The organism is Saccharopolyspora aridisoli, assembly GCF_004348445.1.
In the GTDB taxonomy this organism is placed as follows: Bacteria; Actinomycetota; Actinomycetes; order Mycobacteriales; family Pseudonocardiaceae; genus Saccharopolyspora; species Saccharopolyspora aridisoli.
This window is the reverse complement of sequence record NZ_SMKV01000015.1, coordinates 99,901-121,713: the sequence shown is the minus strand read 5'-3', so window position 1 is coordinate 121,713 and position 21,813 is coordinate 99,901. Positions and strand designations below refer to the sequence as shown.

19 protein-coding genes are annotated in these 21,813 nt (G+C 70.5%); 10 read left to right on the top strand and 9 right to left on the bottom strand.

The genetic code is table 11. The annotated features are described in order from the left end of the window. The first annotated feature begins 42 nt into the window (after positions 1-42). A complete protein-coding gene (locus E1161_RS14550; RefSeq protein ID WP_132623626.1) occupies positions 43-1,854 on the top strand; it encodes a dynamin family protein in 1,812 nt (603 codons plus the stop codon). Beyond that, entirely contained in the window at positions 1,851-3,992 is a 2,142-nt protein-coding gene (locus E1161_RS14545; protein ID WP_165939796.1) for a dynamin family protein, read from the top strand. The genes E1161_RS14550 and E1161_RS14545 overlap by 4 nt, the downstream gene beginning before the upstream one ends. Before the next feature lie 34 nt (positions 3,993-4,026). Here the strand turns inward: E1161_RS14545 and E1161_RS14540 are convergent, their stop codons facing one another. The 3 genes from E1161_RS14540 to E1161_RS14530 form a co-directional block, all read right to left on the bottom strand. Beyond that, positions 4,027-5,499, bottom strand: a complete 1,473-nt coding sequence (locus tag E1161_RS14540) for a gluconokinase (RefSeq protein WP_132623624.1) — start codon at positions 5,497-5,499, stop codon at positions 4,027-4,029. 338 nt (positions 5,500-5,837) lie between these two features. Then, entirely contained in the window at positions 5,838-6,905 is a 1,068-nt protein-coding gene (locus E1161_RS14535; RefSeq protein ID WP_132623622.1) for an aspartate-semialdehyde dehydrogenase, read from the bottom strand. Beyond that, on the bottom strand, positions 6,905-8,170 hold the full coding sequence (locus E1161_RS14530) for an aspartate kinase (RefSeq protein WP_132623620.1): 1,266 nt from the start codon (positions 8,168-8,170) through the stop codon (positions 6,905-6,907). The genes E1161_RS14535 and E1161_RS14530 overlap by 1 nt, the downstream gene beginning before the upstream one ends. Positions 8,171-8,531: 361 nt before the next feature. Between E1161_RS14530 and E1161_RS14525 the strand changes: the two genes are divergently transcribed. Beyond that, positions 8,532-9,686 (top strand): glycosyltransferase family 39 protein, encoded by a 1,155-nt coding sequence (locus E1161_RS14525; RefSeq protein ID WP_235875027.1) that lies wholly within the window; start codon positions 8,532-8,534, stop codon positions 9,684-9,686. A 109-nt stretch (positions 9,687-9,795) separates the two neighbouring features. Beyond that, a complete protein-coding gene (locus E1161_RS14520; RefSeq protein WP_235875035.1) occupies positions 9,796-10,386 on the top strand; it encodes a nitroreductase family protein in 591 nt (196 codons plus the stop codon). Between the two features lie 35 nt (positions 10,387-10,421). Here E1161_RS14520 and E1161_RS14515 read toward each other — a convergent pair whose 3' ends face one another. Together E1161_RS14515 and E1161_RS14510 are read right to left on the bottom strand one after the other, a co-directional pair. Next, complete coding sequence (locus E1161_RS14515; protein ID WP_235875026.1) at positions 10,422-10,658, bottom strand: hypothetical protein; 237 nt, start codon at positions 10,656-10,658, stop codon at positions 10,422-10,424. Positions 10,659-10,660: 2 nt separating this feature from the next. Next, on the bottom strand, positions 10,661-11,086 hold the full coding sequence (locus tag E1161_RS14510) for a DUF2269 family protein (protein ID WP_132623614.1): 426 nt from the start codon (positions 11,084-11,086) through the stop codon (positions 10,661-10,663). Between the two features lie 81 nt (positions 11,087-11,167). Between E1161_RS14510 and E1161_RS14505 the strand changes: the two genes are divergently transcribed. From E1161_RS14505 to E1161_RS14495, 3 genes are all read left to right on the top strand, one after another. Then, positions 11,168-11,497 carry a PadR family transcriptional regulator gene (locus E1161_RS14505; protein ID WP_132623612.1) on the top strand — a complete coding sequence of 110 codons (330 nt, stop codon included), beginning with the start codon at positions 11,168-11,170 and terminating at the stop codon, positions 11,495-11,497. After that, the gene (locus tag E1161_RS14500; RefSeq protein WP_132623610.1) at positions 11,494-12,117 is read left to right on the top strand and encodes a permease prefix domain 1-containing protein; all 624 of its coding nucleotides are present in this window, start codon (positions 11,494-11,496) and stop codon (positions 12,115-12,117) included. Before E1161_RS14505 ends, E1161_RS14500 begins: the two co-directional genes overlap by 4 nt. 223 nt (positions 12,118-12,340) lie before the next feature. Next, positions 12,341-13,432, top strand: coding sequence for an aminotransferase class V-fold PLP-dependent enzyme (locus E1161_RS14495; RefSeq protein ID WP_235875025.1), 1,092 nt, complete (start codon positions 12,341-12,343; stop codon positions 13,430-13,432). A gap of 12 nt (positions 13,433-13,444) precedes the next feature. On the opposite strand, the gene E1161_RS14490 is transcribed toward E1161_RS14495, so the two are convergent. Together E1161_RS14490 and E1161_RS14485 are read right to left on the bottom strand one after the other, a co-directional pair. Continuing rightward, on the bottom strand, positions 13,445-15,283 hold the full coding sequence (locus E1161_RS14490) for an FUSC family protein (RefSeq protein WP_235875024.1): 1,839 nt from the start codon (positions 15,281-15,283) through the stop codon (positions 13,445-13,447). Between the two features lie 114 nt (positions 15,284-15,397). Continuing rightward, a complete protein-coding gene (locus tag E1161_RS14485) occupies positions 15,398-15,748 on the bottom strand; it encodes a hypothetical protein (protein WP_132623606.1) in 351 nt (116 codons plus the stop codon). Between the two features lie 252 nt (positions 15,749-16,000). On the opposite strand from E1161_RS14485, the gene leuA reads away from it, so the two are divergent. Continuing rightward, positions 16,001-17,794, top strand: a complete 1,794-nt coding sequence (gene leuA, locus E1161_RS14480) for a 2-isopropylmalate synthase (RefSeq protein WP_132623604.1) — start codon at positions 16,001-16,003, stop codon at positions 17,792-17,794. Positions 17,795-17,994: 200 nt separating this feature from the next. On the opposite strand, the gene E1161_RS14475 is transcribed toward leuA, so the two are convergent. After that, complete coding sequence (locus E1161_RS14475) at positions 17,995-18,627, bottom strand: DedA family protein (protein ID WP_132623602.1); 633 nt, start codon at positions 18,625-18,627, stop codon at positions 17,995-17,997. A gap of 421 nt (positions 18,628-19,048) precedes the next feature. On the opposite strand from E1161_RS14475, the gene E1161_RS14470 reads away from it, so the two are divergent. Together E1161_RS14470 and E1161_RS14465 are read left to right on the top strand one after the other, a co-directional pair. Next, positions 19,049-19,261, top strand: a complete 213-nt coding sequence (locus E1161_RS14470; RefSeq protein WP_235875034.1) for a hypothetical protein — start codon at positions 19,049-19,051, stop codon at positions 19,259-19,261. Further along, on the top strand, positions 19,258-20,874 hold the full coding sequence (locus E1161_RS14465; RefSeq protein ID WP_132623598.1) for an alpha-amylase family protein: 1,617 nt from the start codon (positions 19,258-19,260) through the stop codon (positions 20,872-20,874). The genes E1161_RS14470 and E1161_RS14465 overlap by 4 nt, the downstream gene beginning before the upstream one ends. Here the strand turns inward: E1161_RS14465 and E1161_RS14460 are convergent. After that, the gene (locus E1161_RS14460; RefSeq protein ID WP_132623596.1) at positions 20,863-21,774 is read right to left on the bottom strand and encodes a LysR family transcriptional regulator; all 912 of its coding nucleotides are present in this window, start codon (positions 21,772-21,774) and stop codon (positions 20,863-20,865) included. The genes E1161_RS14465 and E1161_RS14460 overlap by 12 nt on opposite strands. Positions 21,775-21,813: the final 39 nt, after the last annotated feature.

The following is a 21,813-nucleotide window of genomic DNA, read 5'->3' as shown; positions in this document are numbered from 1 at the left end:
ATTGGGTTTCTCTAACCGCCGCGGCACGACACAATGGCCGCCGTGATCGAGACAGCGTTGGTGGAACTGATCGATCGCGCTACTGCCGAGTGCGCCGAGCAGCAGCGCGCCGATCTGCATGGCCGCCTGCGCCAAATCAGAACAAGAGTCCTCGACCCGACCCAGCTCGTGCTGGTCGTCGGAGAGTCGAAGCAGGGAAAGTCCGCGCTGGTCAACGCCATCGTGAACGCGCCCGTGTGCCCGTCAGGTGACGACGTCACCACGACCGTGCCGACACTGGTGCGCTACGCCGACGAGCCCACCGCGCTGCTGATCGAGCAGGAACCCGCGCGCGGACCGGTCGCGCTCGACCGCACACCGGTGCCGATCGACCAGGTCCAAGAGCACATGGAACGCGCCGTCGCGAACGGCCGTCCGGTGACCCGAGGTGAGATCGGCATCCCACGAGCGGTGCTGCAGAACGGTCTGGCGCTGATGGACACCCCCGGTGTGGGAAGCGTCTCATCTTTCCTCACCAGCACGACACTCTCCGTGGTCGCCGAAGCCGACGCGCTGCTGATGGTGTCCGATTCGACACAGGAACTGACCACCAACGAGCTCGCGTTCCTCAAGCAGGCCACCGCGCTGTGCCCGAACATCGCGCTCGTGATGCCCAAGATCGACCGGACCCCGCACTGGCGGAAGGTCCTGGAGGTCAACCGGAAGCACCTGAGCAACGCGGGCGTCTCGGCGAAGCTGTTCCCGGTCTCGGCCGACATCCGGATGCGCGCCATGCAGTCGCGCAACACCAACCTCAACGCGGAGTCGGGATTCCCGCAGCTGCTGGAGTTCCTGCAGACCGAACTCGCGGGCCAGCACGAGCAGTTCACGCGAAGGCTGGTGGCGCACAACGTATCCGAGGCGCTGACCCAGATCAACGACTCGCTGCGCGCGGAGCTCGCCGCGCAGAACCCGCGCACCGCCGCCGAAACGCTGGTCGAGCTGGAGACCGCGCAGCGCCGGGCCGAGGACCTGCGCCGCATCTCGCAGCACTGGCAGAAGACGCTCAACGACGGCATCTCCGAGCTGTTCACCGACATCGAGTACGACTTCCGGGAGCGCACCTGGGCGGTGCTGCACGAGGTCAACGAGATCTTCGAGGTCGCAGACCCGCTGATGATCTGGGACGACTTCATCCGGTGGATGCAGGCCCGGCTCACCGATGCGATCAGCGAGACCTTCGGCTGGCTGGAGCAGCGCCAGCAGCGCCTCGCCGAGATGGTCGCCGAGCAGCTGCCGCCGCAGCAGCTGAGCCGCCCGCCCGAGCTGAACCCGGTGCTGGCGCCGGACCCGCTCGACGATGTCCCCGGCCCGAAGCTGCCGACCGGCGCCGACTACAAGAACTTCGACCAGGTCCTCACCGGTCTGCGCGGCTCCTACGGCGGCGTGCTGATGTTCGGCCTGATCACCACGATGGCCGGGCTGCCGCTGATGAACGTCGTGTCGATCTCGGCCGGTGTGCTGCTGGGCACCAAGAGCCTCAAGGAAGAGAAGGACATGCGGCTGCGCCGCCGCCAGACCGAGGCCAAGAGCAACGTGCAGCGGCACATCGAGCAGGTGATCTTCCAGGTCAACAAGGACTCGAAGGACACCATCCGCGCGATCCACAAGGCGCTGCACAAGCACTTCACCCGGATCACCGAGGACGCCCAGATGGAGATCAGCCAGTCCATCCAGGCGATCAAGCGCTCCGCGGAGCGCAGCGCGGTGGACCGCGACCAGCGGGCGCGGGAGATCAAGCAGAAGCTCGAGGAGATCACCGTGCTTCGCCGGCGGGTCACCCAGCTCACGCAGAACCGGATCACCGCCGCATGAGCACCGAAGCACTGCTGGAGCGGGCCAAGGGCCTGCTGATGCGGACGATGACGTTCTACCGCGACGATCCGCGCACGTCCACGTGGCTGCGCGACCGCCTGGAACGGCTCGACCAACCCCTGCGGATCGCGGTCAGCGGGCGGGTGAAGTCGGGCAAGTCGACGCTGATCAACGCGTTGATCGGGACCGACCTGGCGCCCACCGACGCCGAGGAGCGCACCCAGGTCACGACGTTCTACCAGTACGGACCGGAACCGAAGATCCTGGTGCACACCCCGCACGGCGCGGTGCAGAACGTTCCGGTGTCCACATTGGACTCGGCGACGATCAGGGACCTGCAGCACTGGCGTCCGGACGAGGTCTCCCGGCTGGTCATCGAATCCCCGACACCGGGCCTGCAAGCCATCACGCTGATCGAGACGCCCGGCGTGGCCTCCGCGGCCGTGCAGGAGACCGGCCGCTCCGCGCTCGCGCAGATCCTCTCCGAGTCCGACGCGGTGCTGTACCTGACCCGCTACCCGCGCCAGACCGACCTGCAGTTCCTGCAGTCGGTCAACGAGCTGCAGACCGCGCGCTGCGTGCCGATCAACACCATCGTCGCGTTCTCCCGCGCCGACGAGACCGGCGACGGCGGCACCGACGCGCTGGCCGCCGCCGGGCGAATCGCCGATCGCTACCGCGCCGACCCGACGCTGAGCGCGTTCGCCCAGCACTTCATCCCGGTCGTGGGGCTGCTCGGGCAGGCGTCGTCGACGATGACCGAGGACGACTTCAAGATCCTCGCCTACCTGGCGCGGTTGTCCGACACCGACCGGGACACGCTGCTGCTGTCGGCGGAGCGGTTCGTCAAGGCGGGCTTGGAGGCCGTGCCGTCGGAGATCCGGCAGCGGCTGCTGGAGCGCTACGGCCACTACGGCATCGCGCGCTCGCTGGACCTGCTGCGCGGTGGGGTCAGCACTGCCGAGCAGCTGCAGCAGGAGCTGCTGGAGACCAGTGGGCTCGCGACCCTGCAGGAGACGCTGCGCTCGCAGTTCGTGGAGCGCCAGGACGCGCTGCGCGCCCGGTCCGCGCTGCTGGCGGTGGACATGGTGCTCCGCGCCAACCCGCGCCCCGGAGTGCAGCAGCTGCTCGGCGAGTTCGAGCGGGTCCTCACCAACGCCCACGAGTGGAACGAGCTGCGCACCCTGTCAGCGTTGGACTCCGGGCAGATCCGGTTCGCCCGCCCGTTGCAAGCCGAGGCCAAGCGGCTGCTCGGCGCTTCCGGGCACTCACCGCACGCACGGCTCGGCCTGGACGAGACGGCGGCGATCACCGAGGTCGCCGACGAGGCCACCGCCACGCTCTCCCGCTGGCGCGAGCAGGCCGTCAACCCGATGCTCGACCGCGCTCACCGCGATGCCGTCCGCTGCGTCTTGCGCAGCGCGGAACGCGTGATCCTGCACCAGATCCAGAACCAGGGGAATCCGCAGCAGGCCGCCCAGGCCCAAGCCCAGCAACAAGCCCGTGCCGCCCAGGCCCAAGCCCAAGCCCAAGCCCAGGCCCAAGCCCAGGCCCAGGCCCAGGCCCAGGCCCAAGCTGAGCAGGCCCGCCAAGCGGCCGAGGCTGAGCAGGCCAGGCGCGCCGCGGAGGCTGAGCAGGCTCGCCAGGCCGCGGAGGCGGAACGAGCCCGCCAAGCGGCCGAGGCTGAGCAGGCCAGGCGCGCCGCGGAGGCTGAGCAGGCTCGCCAGGCCGCGGAGGCGGAACGAGCCCGCCAGGCCGCCGAGGCTGAGCAGGCCAGGCGCGCCGCGGAGGCTGAGCAGGCTCGCCAGGCTGCCGAGGCGGAACGAGCCCGCCAGGAGCCGGCCGCTGCCCCGGCCCGCCAGGGCGAGTGGTCGACCCCGGCACGCGGCACGCACACCCCCGGGAAGACCCCGGCCACCCAGTTCCTGCAGCAGAGCGACCACCCGACCGGGCGCCGAGCGCTCCGCGAGGTGGGCACCAGCACGGGGCGCCGGCGCCGGGCCGAGCCGGAGCAGGGCGAGTCCCACACCCGTTCCGCGGTCAACCAGCCCACCGGCAGCCACGCCAAACCGGACCCCGAGGAGGAGTCCTCCCACTACGTCGACCCGACCCCCTCGGGCCGCCACTCCCGAGGCTGACCCCGCGAACCTCGGAGCCCGGCCGGGTCAGGGGTCAGAGGGGCAGGTCGCGGAGGGTGTGGTGGAGTTGGTCGATGAGGGGTCGGCGGCGGGCCAGGAGGTCCGCTGCGGCCGGATCCGGGGCGATCTCGGATTCGACGGCGACCAGTTCCGCGGCGTGGGCCAGGGAGTCGATCTCGCCCAGGGCTCGCCAGGCCAGCAGGACCGCTCCCAGACCCGACCCTCCGCTGCCTTCGGCGAGGTCGAGGTCCATGTTCAGGGCGGAGGCGATGGTCTCGGCCCAGATGCGGCTGCGGAAACCTCCGCCGGTGGCGCGCACCGCTCGGACCTCCGCGCCGGATTCGGTGACCGCGTCGCGGACCAGGGCGAGCTGCTGGGCGACACCCTCGATGATGGCGCGGGTCATCTCGGCGCGGCCGTGCGAGCGGCGCAGGCCGAGGAAAGCGCCGGTCAGGCCCGGTTCCCACCAGGGTGCGCGCTCGCCGAGCAGGTACGGCAAGGCCATCAGGCCGTCGGCCCCGGCCGAGACCTGGGCGGCCTCCTCGAGCAGGTCCGCGACGTCCACGCCGAACGCCTCCGCGGCCCACTGGCCGGCAACGCCGCCATTGCTCACCGCGCCACCGATCACCCACAAGCCGTCGGCGATCGCGTAGCTGAAGGTGCGGCAGCGGTCGTCCACGCCCGGCTTGTCCCGGGTCACCCGCAGAGCGCCGCTGGTGCCCAGCGACAGCGCCGCCACACCGGGGGTCACCGCGCCCACGCCGAGGTTGGCCAGTGGCCCGTCACCGCCGCCGAGCACGACCGGTAAACCGGCCGGGAGCCCGACGGCCTCGGCGACCTGCGGCGCGAGCGGGACCGAGGCGGTCGGCTCGCGGAGTTCCGGCAGCTGCTCGGCGCGGATGCCCGCGACCTCCAGCGCTGGTTCGTGCCAGGTCAGCGAGTGCATGTCCTGCAGACCGCTGCCGGAGCTCAGCGAGTGCTCGGTGACGAACTCGCCGGTGAAGGCGGTGACCACGAAGTCCTTGAGCGCGCACCAGCGTTCGACCTCGCCGATGTCGGCTCCGGCCGAGGTCAGCCAGGCCAGCTTCACCATGACCGACTGGGTGTGCACGGGTGTTCCGGTCGCCCGGTGCAGCGCCGAGGACGTCTCCGGCTCGGCGCGCAGCCGCGCGGCGACGTCGGCGGCCCGCGTGTCAGCCCAGTTGAACGCGCGCGTGGCGGGTACGCCTCGGGAGTCCAACCCGACAAGGGTGTGCATCGCGCTGCTGAACGACAGCCCGGCGACCTCGTGCCCCTGCTCCCGGGCCCACATCACGCAGTCGGAAAGCGCCTCGACCGCGGCCCGCAGCACCTCCGACGCGTCCTGGGTGGCCTCACCCGACTCGTCGGTGCGCAGCGGATAGCCGCGCTCGGTGGTGTGCAGCACCCGCGCATCGGTGCCTGCGGCGACGACCTTGGTGGCAGTGGTGCCGAGATCGACACCCAGAACGACCGGGACAGAGCTCATGCCACGAACCTATCCGCCCGGATGGCACCCGGTCGGCCCAGGCGGGGTGCCCAGGATCACTCCCGCTTCGACGACCCGATCCTCCAGCGCGTCGAGATCGGTCCGCGGGCCCATAGGGCCGCTCTGCCATGGACGAACCCATGCCGTTGGAGATCTCCGCGCACCCACCCGTCGACGAGAACGGTCGCCGACGGCTTCGGGGGACGTCGAAGTACGCAGGAGCGCTCGCCTCCGCGCACCGGCACATGGGCAAGATCGTCGACGCGCTCCTCCGGGCGGACGAGGGCGCCCACCCCCTGTGGCCAGGAGGGAGCGCCCTCGTCGTGCCGGTGATCAGGTCACTTGGCGAGTGTTTCGGCGATCTCGTAGGTGTTGAGGGCCGCACCCTTGCGGAGGTTGTCGCCGCAGACGAAGAAGTCCAGCGTGTTCGGGAAGTCCAGCGCCTGGCGGACGCGGCCGACGTGGGTCGGGTCGCCGCCGACGACGGCCGCCGGGGTCGGGAACACGCCGTTGTCGTGGTCGTCGTCCAGCACGATCGTCGGCTGGTCGGAGAAGAGCTTGTGCGCCTGCTCCACCGACACCTCGCGCTCGAAGGTGGCGTGCACCGCCAGCGAGTGCGTGGTCAGCACCGGGACGCGGACGCAGGTCGCGGAGACCTTCAGCTCCGGGATCCCCAGGATCTTGCGGGACTCGTTGCGGACCTTGAGCTCCTCGGAGGTCCAGCCGTCGTCCTTGCGGGAACCCGCCCACGGGACCACGTTGAGCGCCAGCGGCGCGTTGAACGGGGTCTCGGCGGGCAGACCGGCCGCGGCCAGGGCCTCGGCGACGTCACCGGCGCGGACGCCGAGCTGCTTGCCCGCCACCGCCTCCAGCTCCGCGTAGAGCCGGTCGATGCCGTCCTGCCCAGCACCGGAAGCAGCCTGGTAGGAGGAGACGACCAGTTCGCGCAGACCGAACTCGCGGTGCAGCGCGCCCAGCGCGGCCATCATCGACAGCGTCGTGCAGTTCGGGTTGGCGATGATGCCCTTGGGGCGCTCGTGCACCTTCTCCGGGTTGACCTCGGGCACCACCAGCGGCACCTCGGGGTCCAACCGGAAGGCGCCGGAGTTGTCGACCGCGACGGCACCGCGCGAGGCGGCCACCGGGGCCCACTCGGCGGAGATCTCGTCCGGCACGTCGAACAGCGCGATGTCCACGCCGTCGAACGCCTCGGGGGCCAGCGCGACCACGGTGTTGTCCTCGCCGCGGACGGTGATCTTCTTGCCGGCCGAGCGCTGCGAGGCGATCAGCCGGATCTCACCCCACGGCACCGAGTCGCGGTTGTTGATGATGTCGATCATGACCGTGCCGACGGCACCGGTCGCACCGACGATGGCCAAGGTGGGAGCCACCCGTGCAGAACTCATCAGCGACCACTCCCCGCGTACACGACCGCTTCCTCGTCGCCACCGAGCCCGAAGGCCGCGTGCAGGGCCTGCACGGCGGTGTCGAGCTGGGTGTCCTGGATCAACACGGAGATGCGGATCTCCGAGGTGTTGATGATGTCGATGTTCACGCCCGTGTTGGACAGCGCCTCGCAGAACGTGGCCGTCACGCCCGGGTGCGAACGCATGCCCGCGCCGACCAGCGAGACCTTGCCGACCTTGTCGTCGTAGACGACCTCCTCGAACCCGACCTCACCGGAGATCTTCTCGAGCTCCGCCACGGCGACCGCACCGTTGCTGCGGGCCACCGTGAAGGTGATGTCGGTCTTGCCGGACGCGATGCCGGAGACGTTCTGCAGCACCATGTCGATGTCGATCTCGGCGTCTGCGACCACGCGGAAGATGCGCCCCGCGACGCCCGGGTTGTCCGGCACACCGCGCACGGTGACCTTGGCCTCCGACCGGTCGTGCGAGACGCCGGTGATCATCGCCTGTTCCACGGAAAGGTCCTCCACTGAACCGGACACCGTCGTGCCGGGCTTGGGCGAGTAAGACGAGCGGACGTGCAGCGGCACGCCGTAGCGGCGGGCGTACTCCACCGCGCGCAGGTGCAGCACCTTCGCGCCGGTCGCCGCCATCTCCAGCATCTCCTCGTAGGTGATGTGGTCGAGGTGCTTCGCGTCGGACACGATGCGCGGATCGGCCGTGTAGACCCCGTCCACGTCGGTGTAGATCTCGCACACGTCGGCGTTCATGGCAGCCGCCACCGCGACCGCGGTGGTGTCCGAGCCGCCACGACCGAGCGTGGTGATGTCCTTGGTGTCCTGCGAAACGCCCTGGAACCCGGCGACGAGCGCGACCTGGCCCTCGGCCAGCGCCTCCTGGACGCGTCCCGGCGTGACGTCGACGATCCGCGCGTTCTGGTGCGCCGAGGTGGTGATCATGCCGGCCTGCGAGCCGGTGAACGACTGGGCTTCCACACCGAGCGACTCGACGGCCATCGCGACCAGCGCGTTGGAGATCCGCTCCCCCGCGGTCAGCAGCATGTCGAGTTCCCGCTCCGGCGGCGCCGGGTTGACCTGTTTGGCGAGGTCGAGCAGCTCGTCAGTGGCGTCACCCATCGCGGAGCAGACGACCACGACGTCGTTGCCCGCTTTGCGGGTCTCGACGATGCGTTCGGCGACCCGTTTGATGCGATCAGCACTCTCGAGCGAGGAACCGCCGTACTTCTGGACGACGAGCGCCACGTGAAACAAACCTCCTCGACCGCTGCGGCCGTCCCGGGCACGGGTTGTCCCCGTGCTGACACCGGGTGGACGAAGAGCAGCGGGACATCCGGGTTGGATGTGCCCTCCGCCCCGCGACCGGCGGGAGACAGCGTCGGTCGATCACGACCGAAACGGCCTCTTACCAGGTCGCTCCGCTGCCGGACTAGCCTACCGACCACCGGGGGTGAACCCCAATCACGAACGTCACGTCTACCCTGTGGGACGCGATTGTCGACAAGAGCGGAGCGTAGGGTTGTCCACCACGCAGGGCGCGCTGGAACCACCCCTGGGGGATACCGGAAACACCGCGGTTACGCAGCGGAAACGGCAGGCGTCGCGAGTGAGCGTCGGCACGCGAGCGGGTGCACCGCAACGGCGTCGGTTGATCATCGCGCTGACCCCGGCTGTGGTCTACCTCGCAATTCGGCTGGTGGGACTGCTCGTACTAGCTTGGCTCTCCGCAGTCAACGACGAATCCCTGCTGGACAACCTCAACGCCTGGGACGGGCAGTGGTACACCGAGATCGCCGCCCACGGCTACGGCGGCGTGAACCCGAGCATGGTGGACGGCTTCGGGCACCGGTACCCGGAGACCCCGCTGGCGTTCTTCCCCGGCTACCCGCTGCTGATCATGGCCATCGCGCTGATCCCGGGCGTGAGCACGATCGGCGCGGCGATCACCGCGAGCCTGGTCTGCGGAGTCGTCGCCGCGTACGGCCTGGCGCGGCTGGGCGAACGGCTCGGCGGCACCCGCCGGGTCGGTCTGCTGCTGGTGGTGCTGTTCGCAGCGGCGCCCATGTCGGTGGTGCTGTCGATGGCCTACTCGGAGGCGCTGTTCTGCGCGCTGTCGATCTGGGCGCTGATCGGCGTGGTCGAGCGCAACTGGCCGCTGGCCGGGCTGTGCTGCGCGGCCGCCGGGCTGATCCGGCCGACCGCCGCCGCCCTGGTCGGGGTGATCGGGCTGGCCGCCGTGATCGCGATCGTCCAGCGCCGGGACTCCTGGCGACCGTGGCTGGCCGTGCTGCTCGCACCGCTGGGCGTGATCGCCTACATCGGCTGGGTGGGGCTGCAGACAGGCAAGCTCAACGGTTACTTCGAGTTGCAGGCCCGCGGCTGGTCCTCGGCCTTCGACGGCGGTGCGAAGACCGCGCAATTCGTTGTCGAGGCGCTGACCGAGGACAAGTCGGTCTTCGAGACCTTCACGGTCTGGGTGGTGCTGGCGGCGATCGTGCTGCTGGCGCTGTGCGTCTGGCACCGGCTGCCGTGGCCGCTGGTCCTGTTCGCCGCCGCCGTGCTGGTGCTGGACCTGGGCTCGGACGGGCTGATGTACTCCAAGGTGCGGTTGATGTTGCCCGCGTTCCCGCTGCTCATCCCGGTCGCGATCGGACTGAGCAAGAGGACTCCGGCCACGGCCGTCACCACAGCGGTGCTGCTCGTGTTCTTCGGCTCCTGGCTCGGCGCCTACTCGCTGACGGCCTGGGACTACGCCATCTGACTCGTCTTTCCTGGCGGCGCGAGTGGTGGAACCTCAGCGGCCGAGCTGCGAGGGTGGTCCTCGCGGTTCCATGGACGAACTCTGCTGCCGGGAGGTTTCGGTGACCGAACTGGAGAAGACCGCGGACACCTCGGTTCCGCTGCACCCGCTGCTGGCGAAGCGCTGGAGCCCGCGCGCGCTGAACCCGGCGGCGACGATCGACGACGCGCAGTTCGCCGCGCTGTTCGAGGCCGCCCGGTGGGCTCCGTCGTGGGGCAACACGCAGCCCGCGCGCTTCATCGCCGCCCGCCGAGGCGAGTCGACCTTCGACCGCATCCACGGCACGCTCTCGCGCGGGAACAAGGGCTGGGCCGGCGACGCGGCCGCGCTGGCGATCGGCGTCGCGCAATCGGTCAACTCCGACGGCGAACCGATGCCCTACGGGGAGTACGGGCTCGCGCTGGCCGCCCAGAACCTGGTCCTGCAGGCCGTGGCGGAGGGCTTGCACGCGCACCAGATGGCAGGTTTCGACCGCGACGCGGCCCGCGTGGCGTTCTCGGTCCCGAACGACTTCGAGCCGATGGTGGCGATCGCGATCGGCGACGTCGGCAACCTGGACGACATGCCGGAACGCCTCGTTGAGAAAGAACTCCGCCCCCGAGTCCGGAAGCCGCTCACCGACCTCGTCTTCACCGAATCGTGGGGCACGCCCCGCTTCTGATCCCCTATCGGATTCCGCGCGCAGATCTGCAGCCCTCACCCGGCTGAGGAGCGCGAGAGGGCCAGGAGGCCGCCGATTCCCGGGATGAGGACCAGCCAGCGCGCTCGGGTGGGGATCGCGGCGGGGGCTGCTGCGATGGTGATCAGGTAGGCCGCGCCGTGCACGGGGCCGAGCGAGGAGCTGAGCTCCGGCACGTGGACCGTGACCAGGTTGCCCAGCAGGAGCACGAGGGTCAGGGCTTCCACCGCTGCGGCGATCTTGAGCGCGCGCACCGTCAGGCTCCCGTCGACGAGCCGGGACGGACGATCATGAGCACGACCACGGCCGCCCACAGCAGGTTGAAGACGCCGGTGGTCATGGTCAGCCGCTTGGCCGCGGCCGCGACCGGTTCGGTGAGCATCGCGGCCTGCGCGGGCAGGATCACCAGCGCCAGCAGCACCGCCGCGATCACCGTCAGGACGATCGAGATCAGCAGCCACGGGTCGCCCAGGACGCCCATCTGCAGGCCGGTTGCCAGGCCGAACACCGGGACAGCGATGCCGGCCAGCGCGTAGCCGCGGCAGATCCGGTGCAGCAGCCGGGGGACGCCGGAGTTCGGATCGGTGCGGGCGTGGCGCGGGAACAGCGAGGCGGCGACGGCGATCGGGCCGATCAGCACGATCGCCGCCAGGACGTGCACGGACAGCAGCAGCGCGGTCATCGCAGGACCTCCGTGTGCTTTCAGCAATAGGTTGGCAGGCAATATATACCCTGCCTACCTTCACCCGATATAATGAGACGCATGAAGGCGGACGCGGTGCGAGGACACCTGGACGGCCTGCTGCTCGCCGTGCTCGAACCCGGACCGCTGCACGGTTACGCGATCATCACCGCGGTCATGAACCGCAGCGGCGGTGCGCTCGAACTGCGCACCGGGACCATCTACCCCGCCCTCAAGCGCCTCGAACGACTCGGCCTGCTGACCAGCAGCTGGGAATCGATCGGCGAACGACGTCGGCGTTGCTACCGGCTCACCGACGAAGGCAGGCGCAGCCTGGCCGGGGAACGCGCCGACTGGCGGCAGTTCACCGCCGCGATCGGCGCCGTGCTCAACCCCGGGAGCAACGCGTGAACGCGATCGAGAGCTACGCCGACGAGCTCGCCGCCGAACTGCGCGGGCCCGCGCGCGCCAAGGCGCGCATGGTGCGGGAGATCCGCGACGGCCTGTCCGACACCGCGGCCGCGCGCGTCGAAGCCGGGTTGCCTCCCGAGCAGGCCGTGCGGGACGCGGTGCGCGAGTTCGGCACGCCCGCCGAGGTCGCGCCCAGCTGCCAGCAGGAGCTCACCGTCGCCCAGACCCGGCACACCGCGTTCGCGCTGCTGTCGACCGTGCCGGTGCTGCTCGGTTGTTGGCACCTGGCGTGGACGATCGGCCGCGATCAGGGCGTCCCGCCGTCGCAGACCGCGCAACTGCTGGCCACCATCGCCGGCACCGCCGCGGTCGTCGGCTGCGCCGCGCTGCTGATCACCCGGCGCCTGTCGGTGCCGGACCGGCTGCCGCTGATCATGGCCTGGACCGGCACCACCGCCAGCATCGCGATGCCGCTGACCACGATCGCCCTGGCCACCGCACTACCGCTGGCCGACAACTGGCCGCTGCTGCTGATCATCGCCGCGGGCACCGCGGCCGCGCATTCGGCGCTGGCGAACTCGGCGAAGACGTGCCGGGAGTGCGCGGAGCAACCGCGCTGAACCGGTGGCGGATCACCGCGATGGCGCGAGTTCAACGGGAACATCCCCATCTGCACCTCACCGGAGCTGAACGGACCAGAACAATGGTCCGGTCGCATGACGACCCCTTCCAATCTTCGGCAGATGATCACCACTTCGGTTACATGTGGTTCTCCGATGCGGTATGACTTCACTCGTGTGGACGAGTATCAGAACGACCGCGGAAGCGCTTGATGACGCCGACGTGCTCGCTGGACTGCGCCTGCGCTACGACCTCGTCCCCGGAGTCATCCGCCTCGACGGCCACAGCGGTGGTCCGATGCCGCGCACCTCGCCCGCGCGATTGCGCCGGTTCGTCCAGCACCGCTGGGAACCACGCAGCGGCCGCACCTCCGGCGCGGAGTGGCGCCGCGAGGCGCGGCTCGCGGCAGACGCCCTGGCCCCGCTGGTCGGCTCTGCCGCCGTTGAGCTCACCGTCGCCGAATCGACCTCGATCAACCTGTTCAAGGCCCTGGTCGCGGCTGCCGAGCTCCGCCCCGGACGGCCGGTGCTCGCCGTCGGACGCGACTGCTTCGGCATCGACCGCTGCCTCGCCCAGTCCGCCGCCGACCACATCGGCGGCCGGTTGCAGCTGATCGACGGCGCCGACGACCTCGCCTCGCTGCCGCTGGACCAGATCGCGGTGGTCGCGCTCTCGCACGTGGACCTGCGCACGGGCGCCGTGCGCGACGCTGAACCGATCACCGCCCGGATCCACGGTGGCGGGGCGCTGACGCTGTGGGACCTCAGCCACTCGGCCGGAGCGCTGGACGTCGACCTGCACGGGTGGGGCGCGGACTTCGCGATCGGATGCGGGCACAAGTTCCTGGGCGGGAGCACGACCGCGCCGTCCTTCGGCTTCGTGGCCGAACGGCACATGGCGTCCTCCCCGACCGGCGGCCTGCGCCACCCGCTCGCCGAGGGCTTCGCCGGACCGGCCGCGACCCTCGCGGCGGCCGAACTCCGGGACGTGCTGGCCAACCTCGACGGTGTCCCGGTCGGAGCGCTCGCGGCGAAGACGTCGGGCCTGGTGGAGCTGTTCCTGGAGCGCATCGGCGCGTTCTGCCCGGAGGCGGCGATCGAGGTGCGCACCGCCGGCTCCCCGCGAAGCGCGCAGGTCTGCCTGCGGCACGAGCAAGCGCAGCGCATCGCCGATCTGCTGTTGGACCGCAGCGTGCTGGTGGAGTTCGCCGAGTCCGACCTGATCCGCTTCAACTTCGCCCCGGCCTGGCTCTCCTACCTCGACGTCTGGCAAGCCGCGGAACGCCTGCACGCCACCCTCCACGAGATCACCTGACTCGGCATCCCTTCACCTCGTGGTCAGGTGCTGGTAGATCGCATCGAGTTCGGCGTGCAGGGAGTCCGGGCGGACCTCGGGATCAGCGCGCAGGCGGCGGTTGACGGTGCGCATCGCGGAGACCAGGCGCTGCGCCTGCTGGAGATCGGTGTCGCCTGCTCGGACGGCCTGCTCGGTGGCCGCGTCGACGACCCGCTCCAGCACCGCGATCGTCGGCCACCACGCCTCGGCCTCGGCGTGGCGGTCCGGGCTCATCAGCAGCTGCTGCAGGCGAGAGCGCAGGTCGGCGAGCTGCCGGTAGGTGCGGCGGCGCAGCGCGGGACGACCGTGCTCGGCACCCGCCAGCGAACGGGAGAGGTAGTCGGCCACCGACTCGACCGCGTCGCCGACACCGTCCCGCAACGACGGTCCTCCCCGCACGCCGCGCAGCAGGAACCCGACCACCAGCACGATCGCGCAGCCGACGAACGTGTCCACCAGCCGGGCCGCGGGGTAGAACTGCGCCTGCTGGCTCATCTGCAGCAGCACCAGCGCCGTCACCACTGCGCTGAACAACCCGTAGTGCCTGCTCAGCGCGACCGGCAGCTTCCCGGCCAAGGCGACGATGAACGGCACCAGCCACCAACCGGGCGGGAGCAGCGCCAGCAGCGCCCACGCCACCAGCACGCCGAGGATCGTGCCGAGCGCGCGCAGCACGGTCCGGGCGAACACCGAACCCGAGTTGGGACGCAGCACCAGCGCGACCGTCAGCGCGATCCAGTAGCCCTGCTCCAGGCCCGCGAGCAGGGCGAACCCCTCGGCCAGAGCCAGGCACAGCAGCATCCGCAGCACCTGCCACCAGGTCGTGGCACCGATGCTCAGCCGCTCGCGCTGCCTGCCCGGGGCTGGGGAGCGCTTGGCGTCGCGGAACGCGTCGACGAGCTCGGCGATCCCCTCGTCCAGAGCCCTGACCAACGCGGATTCGGTCGTCCCCGGCTGGAAGCGGGGCGGGAGCTCACCGGTGCGGACGCAGTGGGCCAGTCCTGCCAGCGCCTCGCGGGTGCGCAGCGGCGGGGTGATCCCGGCGTGCGAGACCGACACCGCCGCCTCCACCACCGGGGTCGCGCGCAGGTAGATCAGGTGCAGCCGGTCGCGGACCCGGCTGCGCGACATCGACGCGCCACCGATGAGCACGTCGTGCGCGGTGTCGAGCGCCTTGGTCAGCCGCTGCCGGGCGGTGACCGCCTCGCCGGGACCGAACATCCGCAGTATCGCGGTGAAGATCTCCGCGACCGCGTCCCTGGCCGGGGCCGTTGCGCGCAGCGGCCAACTCGCCGCCGCCAGCGCCAGGACCAGCACTTCACCGGCCAGGAACCAGGCGACCTGGTCGGGCAGCGCGAGCACCTGGGAGCGCTGGCCGGTCGCCACCACGCAGAAGGTCAGCATGTGCGCGCCGCCGGAGGACCACAGCTCCCCCAACCTGCTGGCCAGCACCGACGGGACCGACACCACCAGCACGGCGACCGCCGCCCACAGCGGACCGGGGGCGAGAGCGCCCGCGGCGAAGCCGATCGCACCGAGCAGCACGGCGATCGCCAGGCGCCGCAGCCGGAACCGGTAGGAGCCGGTGACGTCGGAGAAGCTCGCGCAGAGCGCGCCGACCGAGGCCAGCACGGCTTCGTCGGTGCGTCCGGTGAGCAGACCGACCACCTGTGGGACCCCCACGCCGACGGCGGCCGCGACGACGCGGGTCCAATCCGTCGGGATGGCGATCGGGCGCAGCATCCGCCGCAGCCACTGAGGTGCTTCGAGTCCAGGGAGCCCGCCGCTGGTCAACCGCAATCCCTTCGGGTCGCCGGGCCTGCGCTCCACGCCGAGCGACCGGGGGTCACCTCGATCCTGCCAAGCCGAGCTGCCGCGACGGTGTCCGCGAAGACGGGATCACACGACGGTGTGCGTCACAACCGCGCTGGGCCAGGAACGCGGTCAGCGCAGCGCGGCGAGGATCCGCCTGGCGATGGAGGTGATGAACAGCCAGAAGAGGGCCGCGATGCCGTAGTTGAGCAGGACCGCCAGCTGCGGGTCGGCCGGGGTGAACAGGTCCTGGAAACCGAGGGCGAGCGGATCGGCGACGGAGGCCACGAACTGGGTGATCCCGTTGTCCGGATTCGCGCTGCCGATGGTGAGGATCACATGGGTCGCCAGCAGCGAGGCGCACACAAGCCCCGCCCAGCGCACCACCAGGATCAGCACGTCGACGAAACGGCCCCACCCGCGCCGCAGGTCAGCGCGTCGCACGCCGCTCCCGCGGGCGCCGGTACGAACTTCCTCGGTCACGATCACAGTGTTGCACGAGAAGCGGCGGGATTGGCAAGCTCGTTCGACCGCTACCGGCCAGCTGGGTCCCACGATCTGGAAGGGCCGCTTGCGTTGCAGGCCCTTGTTGCGGTTAGCCTTGCTCCGTGGCTCGCGTTCTCCTGCTTCGCCGCCGCGACGGGGTCTCCTAGACCGGCCCCTCGTCGCGGGGTACGAACGCGCCGGTCTCCCATGCAGTCCGAGAACCGGTAAGCGACCAGGAGAACGCCTCTCATGAGCAGCAACACCCCCGACGCGCAGGCCCCGTTCATCGGCCGTGTGCGCAAGCCGTCCAAGCCCGCGCCCGCCGGTCAGCCGTCGTGGAACCCGCAGCAGGGCAGCTCGATGCCCTTCCACCGGTACAAACCGTTCCACGAGCTCGTCGAGGACGTTTCGCTGCCCGACCGCACCTGGCCGGACAAGCGGATCACGCGGGCCCCGCTGTGGTGCGCCGTCGACCTGCGCGACGGCAACCAGGCCCTGATCGACCCGATGTCGCCCGCCCGCAAGCGCCGCATGTTCGAGCTGCTGGTGCAGATGGGCTACAAGGAGATCGAGGTCGGGTTCCCGGCGGCCAGCCAAACCGACTTCGACTTCGTCCGCGAGATCATCGAGGACGGCGCCATCCCCGAGGACGTGCGCATCCAGGTGCTGACCCAGTGCCGGCCGGAGCTGATCGAGCGCACCTTCCAGGCCCTGGAGGGCACGGCGAAGGCCATCGTGCACATCTACAACTCGACGTCGATCCTGCAGCGCCGCGTGGTGTTCCGCGAGGAGCGCGAAGGCATCAAGAAGATCGCCAAGATGGGCGCCGAACTGGCCTTGGAGCTGGCGGGCAAGTACCCGGACACCGACTTCCGGTTCCAGTACTCGCCGGAGTCCTACACCGGCACCGAGCTGTCCTACGCCGTCGAGGTGTGCGACGCGGTCACCGAGATCTGGCAACCCACCCCGGAGCGGCCGGTCATCCTGAACCTGCCCGCCACCGTCGAGATGGCCACCCCGAACGTCTACGCGGACTCCATCGAGTGGATGCACCGCAACCTGGCCCGCCGCGACTCGGTGATCCTGTCGCTGCACCCGCACAACGACCGCGGCACCGGCATCGCCGCCGCCGAGCTGGGCTACCAGGCCGGCGGCGACCGCATCGAAGGCTGCCTGTTCGGCAACGGCGAGCGGACCGGCAACGTCGACCTCGTCGCGCTGGGCATGAACCTGTTCAGCCAGGGCATCGACCCGCAGATCGACTTCTCCGACATCGACTACGTCAAGCGCACCGTCGAGCACTGCAACCAGCTGCCGGTCGCCGAGCGACACCCGTGGGGCGGCGAGCTCGTCTACACGGCGTTCTCCGGCAGCCACCAGGACGCCATCAACAAGGGCCTGGACGCGCTGGGCGTCGAAGCCGAGAAGGCGGGCAGGTCCGTCGACGAGCACCCGTGGGAAGTCCCGTACCTGCCCATCGACCCCAAGGACGTGGGCCGCAGCTACGAGGCCGTCATCAGGGTCAACTCGCAGTCCGGCAAGGGCGGCGTGGCGTACGTGATGAAGACCGAGCACCAGCTCGAGCTGCCGCGCAAGCTGCAGATCGAGTTCTCCAAGGCCGTGCAGGCCCACACCGACGGCGAGGGCGGCGAGGTCAGCCCGGCCGACATGTGGACGGCGTTCTCCGCCGAGTACCTGGAGGCCGACGCTCCGCTGAGGCTGGTCCGGCAGAGCTCGTCTGGGGAGTCCGGCGACGAGACGATCACCGCGTCGGTGGTCGTGGACGGCGAGCAGCGCGAGATCACCGGTCGCGGCAACGGGCCGGTGTCGGCGTTCGTCGACGCCTTGACCACCGTGGGCTACGACATCCGCGTCCTGGACTACCACCAGCACGCGCTCACCTCGGGCGACGACGCGCGTGCGGCGGCCTACCTGGAGTGCGCCGTCGGCGACGACGTCTTCTGGGGCGTCGGCGTGGACACCTCCACCATCACGGCCATGCTCCGCGCAGTCGTCTCGGCGGCCAACCGGGCTTCTCGCTGACCGAACCCAGCCAGTCCCCGGGCTCAGGCAACCCGATCACCGCCGTGGTCAGGTATCCGATCACGGCGGTATTCCGGGTCCTGATCACGGCGGCATTCCGGTCATCACCCGGTTCGCCGCCGCGATCGTGGGATCGAATACCACCGTGTTCGGGTCGCCTCCGTGCCGGGTTGGGCGGGGTGTGCTTCCCGAGGGGGCGGTCAGGTGGATCGGGCTGGTTCTGGTTCTTCGGCTTCGGCTCGTTCCACGCGCTTCTGGATGATGCGGGTGCTCCACCAGGCGAAGGCGACGGCGATGACCAGGCCGATCCACGAGAAGCGGTGGAACCACTGGCCCGCGACCAGGCCGAACCCGTAGGACATGGCGGTCACCAGGCCCGCCCATGCGATGCCGCCGGTCGCGTTGGCCAGCAGGAACTTGCGGTACGGCATGCCGAGGCTGCCCGCGAGCGGCCCGGCGAGGATGCGCAGCAGCGCCACGAACCGGCCGCCGAACACCGTCCAGGCGCCCCAGCGCTCGAAGAGCTTCTCCGCCTGGGCCAGCGGCTTGGGCCCGAAGTGCTTCGGCAGCTTGGTGCCCAGCCAGGTCAGCAGCTTGCGGCCGAAGCGCTTGCCGATGGCGTACCCGATCGAGTCGCCGACGATCGCCCCGATCGAGGCGAAGGTGGCGAGCAAGATCGGGTTGATCACCCCGTGCGAGGCCGCGACACCGGCGCTGACCAGCAAGATCTCGCCGGGCAGTGGGATTCCCACGCTCTCCAGCCCGATGATCCCCCCAACCACCAGGTAGATCACCCCGGCCGGGATCGTGTTCAGCCACTCGATCATGGACATCCGTTCTGGTCGGGGGCAGCGCAGTTCGGCTCCTGCAAGGGTACGGACTGCCGCTCGACCGCCACCGGGCACCGGGTGGCGGGAAATCGCCGGTCACGGGCACAACTCCGGTAACAGGGCAGAGCGGACCGGACCCGGGGATCCATGAGCCCGCACAGCCCATCGGCCGAGGACGACCCCCACGCTAGATCGGGAACGGACTCGACTGAAGTCGGTATTGCCCGGCGCGCGAACGGGCATATGGACTCGCGTCGCAGGGATGTCGAAGCGGCGCCCCTGGGGGGAGAACTAGTCGAAGCGGCTCACACGGGGTGACGTCGGGGCATAGCCGCACCTACTCCTCTGCTCCCCGCCCAGGCCATCACTCGAACGGTTCATGGAACTTGATGTTCGAGAGTTCGCACGGTTCAGTGATGTGGCTATGTGGCCGACCGAAGATCCGACGGAGCAGCTGCGGTGGCGCATCGAGTGCGCCACGACGAACGGCTGCGGGAACGTGACCGTGCTGGTCATGGGTGACCGCGTCGGACTCGTGCTACCTCCCGGAGACACCTTGATCTTCACCGCTGAGGAGGCCGACAGCCTGGCCTACCTGGTGGAGGAGGCGATCGGCTACGCATCGGTGCCGAGATGAGCCTGATCGACACCGACCTGAGCTTCGATCCCCGCGATCCGCGCTTCCCCGTGCCAGGCGGTCCGCTGAGCTGGTCGGTGCAGGTGTTCACCACGACCAACGGCTACGGCCTGCGACCCGCGGAACCGCTCGTCGACGCCGGTCGCGTGCAGGTGCGCACCGGCTACGCCGCGCTCGGGCAGCAGCGAACCGTCGACGCCGGTGTCGTCGGAGTCGACGTCGCGCTCCGGGACGGCGTGCTGACCTGGTCGATCACCGCGGAGCACACCGAGCCGATCAAGGCCGTCAAGCTGCTGCTGCGCGGTCTGCCGCAGCGGCAGCTGAGCGCGGGTTGGTGGGCGCCGAACACCGGCCGCTCGCACAGCCACCACGAGCGCTTCCAGCTGGAGTACCCGAGCCCGGACTGGGCGACGCCGTGGGTGGCCGTCGGCTCGGAGTCCGACTGCTCGCTGCTGAGCGTCCGGGACCCGTCGGTGCGCAGGCACGTGCTGCACGTCAACACACCCGCCCACTCGCCCGAGCCGATCGCGGAGCTGCTGCACGTGCCTGCCGCGTCGGCGCGCGGGACGACGTGCCGGGTCCCGGAGATCCGGCTGCGCCAGGACGCCTCGTCACCGGACCCGGACCTGGACGAGCACCTGCGATTCGTCGAGAACGCGCACGGCCTGCGGCCGTGGGAGTCCCGGCCGGACGTGCCCGGCTGGCTGCGCGACACCGCGCTCGTCGTGACGCTGCACGGCCAGCACTGGACCGGCTACGTGTTCAACACGTTCTCGCAGATGAGCGAGGCCCTCCGCTTCGTCGCGCAGCACATCGACCCGCATCGCGTGCTCGCCTACCTGCCCGGCTGGGAGGGCCGCTACTACTACGCCTACCCGCGCTACCGGCCCGGTGCTGATCTCGGCGGCGACGAGGGGTTCGCCGAGCTCGTCCGCACCGCGCACGAGCTCGGGTTCCGGTTGATGCCGATGTTCGGCGGGCACGGCGCCAACGTGGCGCAGTACCCGGACTGGGAACGGGCGGTGATGCGCAACGACACCGACCGCTACGTGGAGCTGCTCAACCGCCCCGACTGGGACTCCGACCGCTCCGGCGAGGGCGATCAGGTCTTCCTCAACCCCGCCGAGCCCGGGTTCCGCGCGCACCTGGTGGAGTCGATCTCCGCGCTGGTCGACGAGTTCGGCGTGGACGCGGCGTTCCTGGACACCGTGGGCTACTACTTCGACGACCCCCGCCACGACGTGTTCGCCGGGTACCGGCTGCTGGTCGAGGAGCTGCACCTGCGGCATCCCGGGCTGGTGCTGGCCGCCGAGGGCTGGTGGGACGCGCTCAGCGCGTTGTTCCCGTTGAGCCAGCAGTGGTTCGGCACCGACCGCGACCTGCGCGAACCCAGGGTCCTGTCGCGCTACGCCCGCACCACCGGACACCTCGCCGAGGGCACCCCGGGCCCGGGCAGCACGGGCGTGCACGAGAAGGGCTACATCCCGAGGCCGCCGGACGTGGTGCGCGAAGGCCACCTGCCCGTCGTGGGCGTCGTGGATGACACGCTCGAAGAGCACGGCGACGAACTCGCCGCGATCTGCCGCTGGGCGGCCGCCAACTCACCCCGGTGAGTTGGCCTCCGTCCGGGCGCGGGCTTCGGCGGTGAGGGCGTCGAGGGCGACCTGCACGGCCGGGCGTTCGGTGGCGCCCTTGCGGGAGACGACCTCGATGTTGCGGCCCGCGCGGACCCCGGCGAGCGGGCGCATCACGAGCTGTGAGCTGTTCACCGTGTACCTGGGCAGCAGCGCGATGCCGTGACCTGCGGCGACGAGCGCTTCGGTGACCCGGAAGTCGTTGATGCGCTGGACGACGATCGGCCGCACACCGGTGCGCACCGCCAGCGAGCGCAGCACGTCGTCGACGGGGAAACCGATGTCGACGCTCAGCCAGGGTTCGCCGACCAGCTCGGTGAGCTCGACGCGTTCGCGGCCGGCCAGCGGGTGCCCGAGCGGCATCGCCACGTCCAGCGGCTCGCGCAGCAGCGGGGTGACCGCGACCCGGTCGCCGTCGTGCGGCGGAGCCTGGTCGTCCCGGTGCGTGACGACCAGGTCGAAGTCGGCCGTGAGGCGCGGGACCTCCGACGGCACCATGTCGACGTCGCGAGCCTCCAGGCGGACCTGCGGGTGCTCGGCGATGCGCCGCAGCACACCCGGGAGCAGCAGGAACGCACCGGAGGGGAACATCGCGACGCGGACCACGCCGCGCGGCGACGAGCGGTAGGTGTCGAGCTCGGCCTCGGCCCGGTCCAGCGCGGCCAGCACCTCGTCGGCGCGGGTGGCCAGCGCCCAGCCGGCGTCGGTGAGGCGCAGGCCACGACCGGCCGGTTCGGTCAGCCGCACCCCGACCTCGGCCTGCAGGGCCCGGATCTGCTGCGACACCGAAGAAGGCGTGTAGGACAGGGCGTTGGCGACCGCGGTGACCGTGCCCCGATCGGCCAGCTCGCGCAGGAGCCTCAACCTGCGAACGTCCATAGAGGAATCCTACATAGTACTTGCAGATAGTATCGCTTG